The following is a 6,881-nucleotide window of genomic DNA, read 5'->3' on the forward strand; positions in this document are numbered from 1 at the left end:
GGCAGGGGCCGCAGCGCCGCACCGGCCGCCGCCGCCTGCACCAGGCCCTCCCGCGCCAGCGCCCGGGCGACGGGCGCCGCCGCCGCGGCATCCTGCACCACGGATGCGGCATCGAGATCCGCCGCCGCCAGCGCATCCAGCGGCAGCAGGCAACGGCCCTGCGCCGCCAGCGCCGGCAGGCTCCGCAGAACGCCGGCCAGCCCATACAGCGCGCCCGCCTGCTGCAGCGCCGGCAGGGACGCGGCCGGCGCGCCCAGCAGCCGGCCGGCCGCCACCGCGAAGCCGCCGGCGGTCCCGCGGAGATAGGCGTCGAAGGCGGCGCGGCCGGGAATGCCCTCCTCCTCCGCCTCGGCCTCCCGCGCATCGGCCATCGCGGTGAGATCCTCCGGCGACAGGTCACCGGCGAGGATGGCGGCGTGCAGCGGCGCCGCCACCTCATGCCGCAGCGGCGGCTTGCCGGCAGCGGCGGCGGCGACGGCATCGCGCCACCATTGCAGCCGCAGCAGCGCCGCCAGCGGGTTGCGCGCCGCCTCCCGCGCCCGCGCGAGCTCGTGGTTGTAGGCGATCAGCGCGAACAGCGCCTCGCGCCGCGGCGCCGGCGCGAACAGCGCGCAGAGGAAGCGGTCGGGATCGTGCCGCCGCGCGAATTGCGCCATGGCGGACGGCGCGGTGGGATCGGGCATGCCGCGCCTTATGCCCGGGGCTTGCTTGACGCGCCACGGCACGCCGCCTAGCTGTTCGGCCGGCACCCGGCTGCCACCAGGGCCTCCCGGGCGCGTTGCACCGACACGATCGAGGAGACACAGCCCATGGCCTTCAGCCTGCCGCCGCTGCCCTATTCCACCAACGCGCTCGCCGGCCAGGGCATGTGCCAGGAGACGCTCGAGCTCCATCACGGCAAGCACCACAACGCCTATGTCACCGCGCTCAACGGCCTGGTCGAGAGCAAGGGCCTGGCCGGCAAGAGCCTGGAGGACATCGTGGCCGAGGCCGGCAAGGCCGGTGCCGACGGCCTGCCGGTGCTGAACCAGGCCGGCCAGCACTGGAACCACATCCTGTTCTGGCAGGTGATGTCGCCGAAGGGCGGCGGGGACAAGCTGCCGGGCACGCTGGCCGCGAAGATCGACCAGGATCTGGGCGGCCTCGCCCCGTTCAAGGAGGCCTTCAAGCAGGCCGGCGTGACCCAGTTCGGCTCCGGCTGGGCCTGGCTGGTCATTGCCCCGGACGGCAAGCTGAAGGTGACGAAGACCCCGAACGGCGCCAACCCGATCAGCACGGGCGAAGGCACGCCGATCCTCGGCGTCGATGTGTGGGAGCACGCCTACTATCTCGACTTCCGCAATGTCCGCCCGAACTACCTCGACAACTTCCTGAACAAGCTGGTGGACTGGGAGGTGGTCGAGGGCCTGCTGAAGCAGGGCGGCCTGAAGTCCGGCCAGAGCGCCTGATACCGGCGAGCGGACGTTCCGACCTCTGCGCGCCGGTACGGCGCGCAGGGGGTGTCGTGACGGCTGCGCGCCAGGCAGAACGATCATGCCGGCCGGCATCCATGCTGGCCGGCATGACATGCCGGTGGGCGGCCGCGACGGCCGCCCGTCGCTGCGCCTGAGGACGGGGCGCCCGGTCCGCCGGGCGCCCCGTCGGGCTTCAGCCGATGATGGTCGCGACCGGCGCCACGATGGCGAAGCGGTCGGCCAGTTCCGCTAGCGCGATGCGATGGATCTCCGCCCCGCCGATCGACGCGCCGCCCATCGGGTCGGGCAGGGCGCGGGTGGCGCAGGCATCGCCGGCCACCGTCACCCGCCAGCCCAGGTCCAGCGCCGCGCGCGCCGTCGCGCTGATGCACATATGCGTCTGGAAGCCGGCCAGCAGCACTTCGCCGCGGCCGGTCGCCTTCAGCCTCTCCTGCAGGTCGGTGCCGGCGAAGGCGTTCGGCAGGCCCTTCTCCACCACCGCCTCGCCGTCCCGCGGCGCGACCTGCGGCAGGATGGCGCCGCCCGGCCCCTCGCGGTCGAACAGGCTGCCGGCGCGGCCCTTGTGGGCGATGTGGATCACCGGCGTGCCGGCGGCCCGCGCCGCCGCCAGCAGCGCCGCCAGCCGATCGAGCGCGGGGTCGATGCCCTCGAGCGGCAGCCGGCCGTCCCGGTACTCGCCCTGTGCATCGATGATGACCAGTGCGGCGGCGTCCAGCGGCGCCGGATGCGCTGGGGCGCCGGCCATCTGCAACAGGGTCTTCGGTGCGGTCATGCTCGCTTCACTCCTGCAGGGGCCGCCACGCGGTCGGCAGGGCGGCCCGGTCACTCCTGGTCGAAGACCGGCCCGCGCGCGAGCCCTGGCGCGAAGACGGCGAAGGGCGCGGCCAGGGGGCGCGGCCAATGGCCGGTCCGGTGCGGCGCGAGATAGACCGGCACGCCATCCTCCAGCAGCATCAGGAACAGCCGCTCGGTCGCGCTGTCCACCGCCAGGAACAGGCCGCGCCCGGTGCAACCCTGGGACGCCCCGGCATCGGCGCAGCCCCACCCCGCCAGCCAGCGCCCCTCCACCAGGGCGACAGGCGGGCCGGGCAGCCGCAGCCCCGCATAGACGGCCTGCTGCCGGCCGCGGGCCGCGTTGCGCAGCGCGAGCGAGACGGCCGAATGCGCCGCCACCTGCACGAGGCCGCCGCCGGCCAGCCCCCGGAGCCCGGCGGCTTCGGGCGATTCCGCCGCCGCCGGCGCCGCCAGCAGCAGCAGCAGCGTGGCGAGGAGGCGCCTCAGCCCTTGGCGGCCGCGTCGTTGGCGGCGATCGGCTTCAGCACGTCGCCGATGGTCTGCCGCAGCACGCTGACGCGGACATTGGGGGCGATCTCCACCTCCACCTCGTCCACGCCTTCCTTCACGGTGGTGACCTTGGCGATGATGCCGCCCGCGGTCAGCACCCGGTCGCCGCGCTTCAGCTGCTTCAGCATCTCCCGGTGTTCCTTCTGCTTCTTCTGCTGCGGGCGGATCAGCAGGAAGTAGAAGACCGCGAAGATGAGGATGAGCGGCGCGAGCTGCGTGACGAGCGCCAGGCCGCCACCGGCGGCATCCTGCGCATAGGCGGGGGAGATGAGCATCCCGGCGGGGTCCTCGTTGGTGCGGCTCTTGCCGTTTGTGACGGGCGCCAATAAGGCTTGGCGGGCGCAAACTGGCCGCCGCCCCCCGTCCCGTCAAGGGCGGCGCAAGCTTCGGAATTCCCCATGGATCAAGCCCTGATCATCCGCCTGGTGGAGGCGCTGGAGCGCCTGGCGCCGCCGCCGCCCGCGCCGCCGCGGCTGGACGGCGCGGATGCCTTCGTCTGGCATCCCTCGCCGGCGCCGCGGCTCGCGCCCGTGCCGAAGGTCTCCCGCGTCGAGATCGCGCTGCTGCAGGGCATCGACCGGCAGAAGGACCTGCTGCTGGCCAACACGCTGCGCTTCGCCCGCGGCATGCCGGCCAACAACGTCATGCTGTGGGGCGCCCGCGGCATGGGCAAGTCCTCCCTGGTGAAGGCGGCGCATGCGGCGGCGAATGCCGGGGATCCCGGCAGCCTCGCGCTGATTGAAATCCACCGGGAGGACATCCGCACCCTGCCGGACCTGCTGAACCACCTCCGCGCGCAGCCCCGCCGCACGCTGGTCTTCTGCGACGACCTGTCCTTCGAGAAGGAGGATGCCGACTACAAGGCGCTGAAATCCGTCCTCGACGGCGGGATCGAGGGGCGGCCTCCCAACGTGCTGTTCTACGCGACCTCCAACCGCCGCCACCTGATGCCGCGCGACATGATCGAGAACGAGCGCAGCACCGCCATCAACCCGGCCGAGGCGGTGGAGGAGAAGGTCTCGCTCAGCGACCGCTTCGGCCTGTGGATCGGCTTCCACAATTGCGACCAGCCGACCTATTTCGCCATGGTCGAGGGCTATGCCCAGGCGCTGGGCATCGCGCTGCCGGCCGAGGAGCTGCGGCGGCAGGCCAATGAATGGTCGGTGACGCGGGGCGCCCGGTCGGGCCGCGTCGCCTGGCAGTTCATCCAGGACCTCGCGGGGCGGCTCGGCATCGCCGCCTGACGTGGCGGCAGCGGCGGGGGCCCCCGCCGCCCGCCCGGGCCAGGCGGTCAGCCCGGCGCGGCCGGCGCATCCGGCAGCGCCACGGTGACGCGCGTCTCGTTCCAGCCATCCGGCGTCCGGCCATACTCGATCCGCTGCGCCAGTTGCTCCACCAGGAACAGCCCGAGGCCGCCGATGCGCGCCTCCTCCAGCGGGCCCTCCAGCGCCGTGCCGCCGCGGCCGCGCGGGTCGAAGGCGGCGCCGCGATCCAGCAGCACCAGCTCCGCCGCCGCACCGAGCCGCAGCGCCAGCCGCAGCGGATGGCGGCCCCGTTCCGCCACGGCATGCCCGTGCTCGATGACATTCGCGGCCAGCTCGTCGAGCACGAGATGCAGGCGCGACCGCGCCGCCTCCGGCACGCCGCGTGCCTCCAGCCAGGCCGCCATCGCCTGCTGCGCCTCGCCGAGTGCGGCGAGGTCGTTGCGGAACGCCCAGGCGAAGGCGGTCGCGGTCACGCGCCCAGCTGGTGGCGCGCATCCCCCACGCTGGCCGTCATGGGAACGAGGCTGCCGATGCCGACGGTCTCCAGCACCGTGCGCACCGGCGGCTGCGGCGCCGCCAGCACCAGCTTGCGGCCGCGCTTCTGCAGCGCCTTGGCGGCGGCCAGCATCATGCGGATGCCGAGGGAGCCGCAGTAGTCGACGCCCGACAGGTCGAGGATGGTGTCCCGGTCGGCGGCCGCGACCGCCGCGGCGAATTGCGGCTCCAGCCGCTCCACGGCGGCGGCGTCGAGAAACCCGGAGAGGGCGATCTGCTGAAGGCTGGCGCTGACCTCGGTGACCTGCATGGTTCCTCCTCCCCCGGTGCGGCGCGCCGTCCTGGCCGCGACGCTGAATCGGCCTGTCGTCGCCCGGCAACGCCGCCCCGCCGCAGGGCCCTGTTTTCCGGGCCGATTCCCGGCGGGTGCGGCGGCGCCCCTGGATTGCCGGGTCTAACCATGGACGTTACGGCTGTCGAGCATGGTGCACGGCGGCAACTGATGCAGTCACGGCACGAGGCTTGCTTGTGCGGGCGCCGACCACGCCGGAGACCTGCCGCATGCCAGCCCCGACCCGCCGCGCCCTGCTCGGCGCCGGCGCCCTCGCCCTGACCGGTGCCGGGGAGGCCGCCGCGCAGGGGACGCCCCCGGGCACCACCACGCCAGCCGGCCGCACCGTGCGCATCGCCATGTCCATCGGCGACATCCCGCGGCTCTGGGGCGGGCCGGAGGCCGGGCTGGAAGGCGTGCGTTTCGGCGCGCATTTCGTCTACGACGCCCTGGTCAACTGGGACCTGTCGAGCGCCGACCGGCCCTCCGGCCTCACCCCCGGCCTCGCCACCGCCTGGCGGCCGGAGGAAGGCAACCGCCGCCGCTGGATCATCACCCTGCGCCGCGGCGTCGTCTTCCACGACGGCACGCCCTTCGACGCCGATGCCGCCATCTGGAATTTCGACAGCATCTTCAACCGGGAGGCGCCGCAATTCGACGGCGCCCGCGCCGGCTTCGTCCGCGGCCGCCTGCCGGCGGTGGCGCGGGCCGAGAAGATCGACGACGTCACCATCGCCGTCATGACGCATGAGCTGGAGGGGATGCTGCCCTACCAGCTCAGCTTCCTCTGGTTCGTCTCCCCCGCGCACTGGCGGGCGCTGGGCGGCGACTGGGCGCGATTCGCGCAGAACCCCTCCGGCACCGGGCCCTACAAGGTCATCTCCGTCACGCCGCGGCAGCGGGCGGAGCTGGAGGCGAACACCGCCTACTGGAACCCGGCGCGGATCCCGAAGGTGCCGCGCACCGTGCTGCTGCCGATCCCGGACGCCAATGCCCGCGTCGCCGCGCTGCGCGCCGGCCAGGCGGACGTGATCGAGAGCGTGCCGCCCGACGCCATCGCCTCCCTGCGGGCCGCCGGCTTCCCGGTGATGCAGAATGCCTATCCGCATATCTGGGCCTGGCGGCTGAACCATCTGCCGACCTCGCCCTTCCACGATGTGCGGGTGCGGCGGGCGGCGAACCTCGCCATCGATCGGGAGGCGATGGCGGCGCTGCTGGTGGGCAGCGCGCTGCCGGCGCGCGGCAAGGTGACGCCGGACGACCCCTGGTTCGGCAACCCTTCCTTCGCGCTGCGGCACGACAAGGCCGCGGCGCGCGACCTGATGCAGCAGGCGGGCTACGGCCCGAACCGCCGCTGCGCCATCAGCGTCATCGCCGCGACCTCCGGCGGCGGGCAGATCCTGCCGGCGCCGATGAACGAGGCGATACAGGCCGACCTGCGCGAGATCTGGATGGACGTGACCTTCCAGATCGTCGACTTCGCCACGATCATCAACCTGCTGCGGGCCGGCGCGAAGGATCCGGCCGCGCGCAACGCCGCCGCGATCAACGTGGCGATCCCGTCCATCGAGCCGGCGACCGGCTGGATCATCTACGACAGCCAGCTGGTCAATCCGCGCGGGCTGAACTGGGGCCACTACGACAACCCGGCCGCCGATGCGGCGCTGCGCGCGGTGCGGGCGGAATTCGGCGCCGAGGGGCAGGCCGCGGCCATGCGCAAGCTGCACGAGGTGCTGGTGGACGATGCCGCCGGGCTCTACGTGGTGCATGACCTAAACCCGCGCGCCTTCTCCCCGCGCGTCTCCGGCTTCGTGCAGGCACGCAACTGGTTCCAGGACTACACGCCGCTGGCCCTGCGCTGACGGCGGGACGTCGGCCGCCCGGGCCGGCCGCCGGATACACGGGCGGCATGACCCGGCCCGCGGCCGATGGCCGGCGCGGGCAGGCACGGCGGCCCGGCGGCGCCGCAGG

General features: G+C 73.7%; 9 protein-coding genes. 3 read left to right on the forward strand and 6 right to left on the reverse strand.

Features of this window, described 5'->3' with window-relative positions; translation table 11 throughout:
• Window positions 1-683, reverse strand: a 683-nt coding sequence (locus tag E2C05_RS26695) for a squalene/phytoene synthase family protein (protein WP_240046906.1), incomplete at its 3' end; no start/stop codon positions are given.
• A gap of 126 nt (window positions 684-809) precedes the next feature.
• On the opposite strand from E2C05_RS26695, the gene E2C05_RS26700 reads away from it, so the two are divergent.
• A complete protein-coding gene (locus tag E2C05_RS26700; protein ID WP_133222696.1) occupies window positions 810-1,448 on the forward strand; it encodes a superoxide dismutase in 639 nt (212 codons plus the stop codon).
• Window positions 1,449-1,647: 199 nt separating this feature from the next.
• Here the strand turns inward: E2C05_RS26700 and E2C05_RS26705 are convergent, their stop codons facing one another.
• From E2C05_RS26705 to yajC, 3 genes are all read right to left on the reverse strand, one after another.
• Window positions 1,648-2,247: a cysteine hydrolase family protein gene (locus tag E2C05_RS26705; protein ID WP_133222697.1), complete on the reverse strand. Its 600-nt coding sequence runs from the start codon at window positions 2,245-2,247 to the stop codon at window positions 1,648-1,650.
• A 50-nt stretch (window positions 2,248-2,297) separates the two neighbouring features.
• Window positions 2,298-2,648, reverse strand: a complete 351-nt coding sequence (locus E2C05_RS26710) for a hypothetical protein (RefSeq protein ID WP_133222698.1) — start codon at window positions 2,646-2,648, stop codon at window positions 2,298-2,300.
• 104 nt (window positions 2,649-2,752) lie between these two features.
• Entirely contained in the window at window positions 2,753-3,094 is a 342-nt protein-coding gene (gene yajC / locus E2C05_RS26715) for a preprotein translocase subunit YajC (RefSeq protein ID WP_133222699.1), read from the reverse strand.
• Between the two features lie 123 nt (window positions 3,095-3,217).
• Between yajC and E2C05_RS26720 the strand changes: the two genes are divergently transcribed.
• Entirely contained in the window at window positions 3,218-4,063 is an 846-nt protein-coding gene (locus tag E2C05_RS26720; RefSeq protein ID WP_133222700.1) for an ATP-binding protein, read from the forward strand.
• A gap of 47 nt (window positions 4,064-4,110) precedes the next feature.
• On the opposite strand, the gene E2C05_RS26725 is transcribed toward E2C05_RS26720, so the two are convergent.
• Together E2C05_RS26725 and E2C05_RS26730 are read right to left on the reverse strand one after the other, a co-directional pair.
• Entirely contained in the window at window positions 4,111-4,557 is a 447-nt protein-coding gene (locus E2C05_RS26725; RefSeq protein ID WP_133222701.1) for an ATP-binding protein, read from the reverse strand.
• A complete protein-coding gene (locus E2C05_RS26730; RefSeq protein WP_133222702.1) occupies window positions 4,554-4,889 on the reverse strand; it encodes an STAS domain-containing protein in 336 nt (111 codons plus the stop codon). The genes E2C05_RS26725 and E2C05_RS26730 overlap by 4 nt, the downstream gene beginning before the upstream one ends.
• Window positions 4,890-5,140: 251 nt before the next feature.
• On the opposite strand from E2C05_RS26730, the gene E2C05_RS26735 reads away from it, so the two are divergent.
• Window positions 5,141-6,772 carry an ABC transporter substrate-binding protein gene (locus E2C05_RS26735; RefSeq protein WP_133222703.1) on the forward strand — a complete coding sequence of 544 codons (1,632 nt, stop codon included), beginning with the start codon at window positions 5,141-5,143 and terminating at the stop codon, window positions 6,770-6,772.
• Window positions 6,773-6,881 lie beyond the last annotated feature (109 nt).

Source organism: Paracraurococcus ruber (assembly GCF_004353985.1).
Lineage (GTDB): Bacteria > Pseudomonadota > Alphaproteobacteria > Acetobacterales > Acetobacteraceae > Paracraurococcus > Paracraurococcus ruber.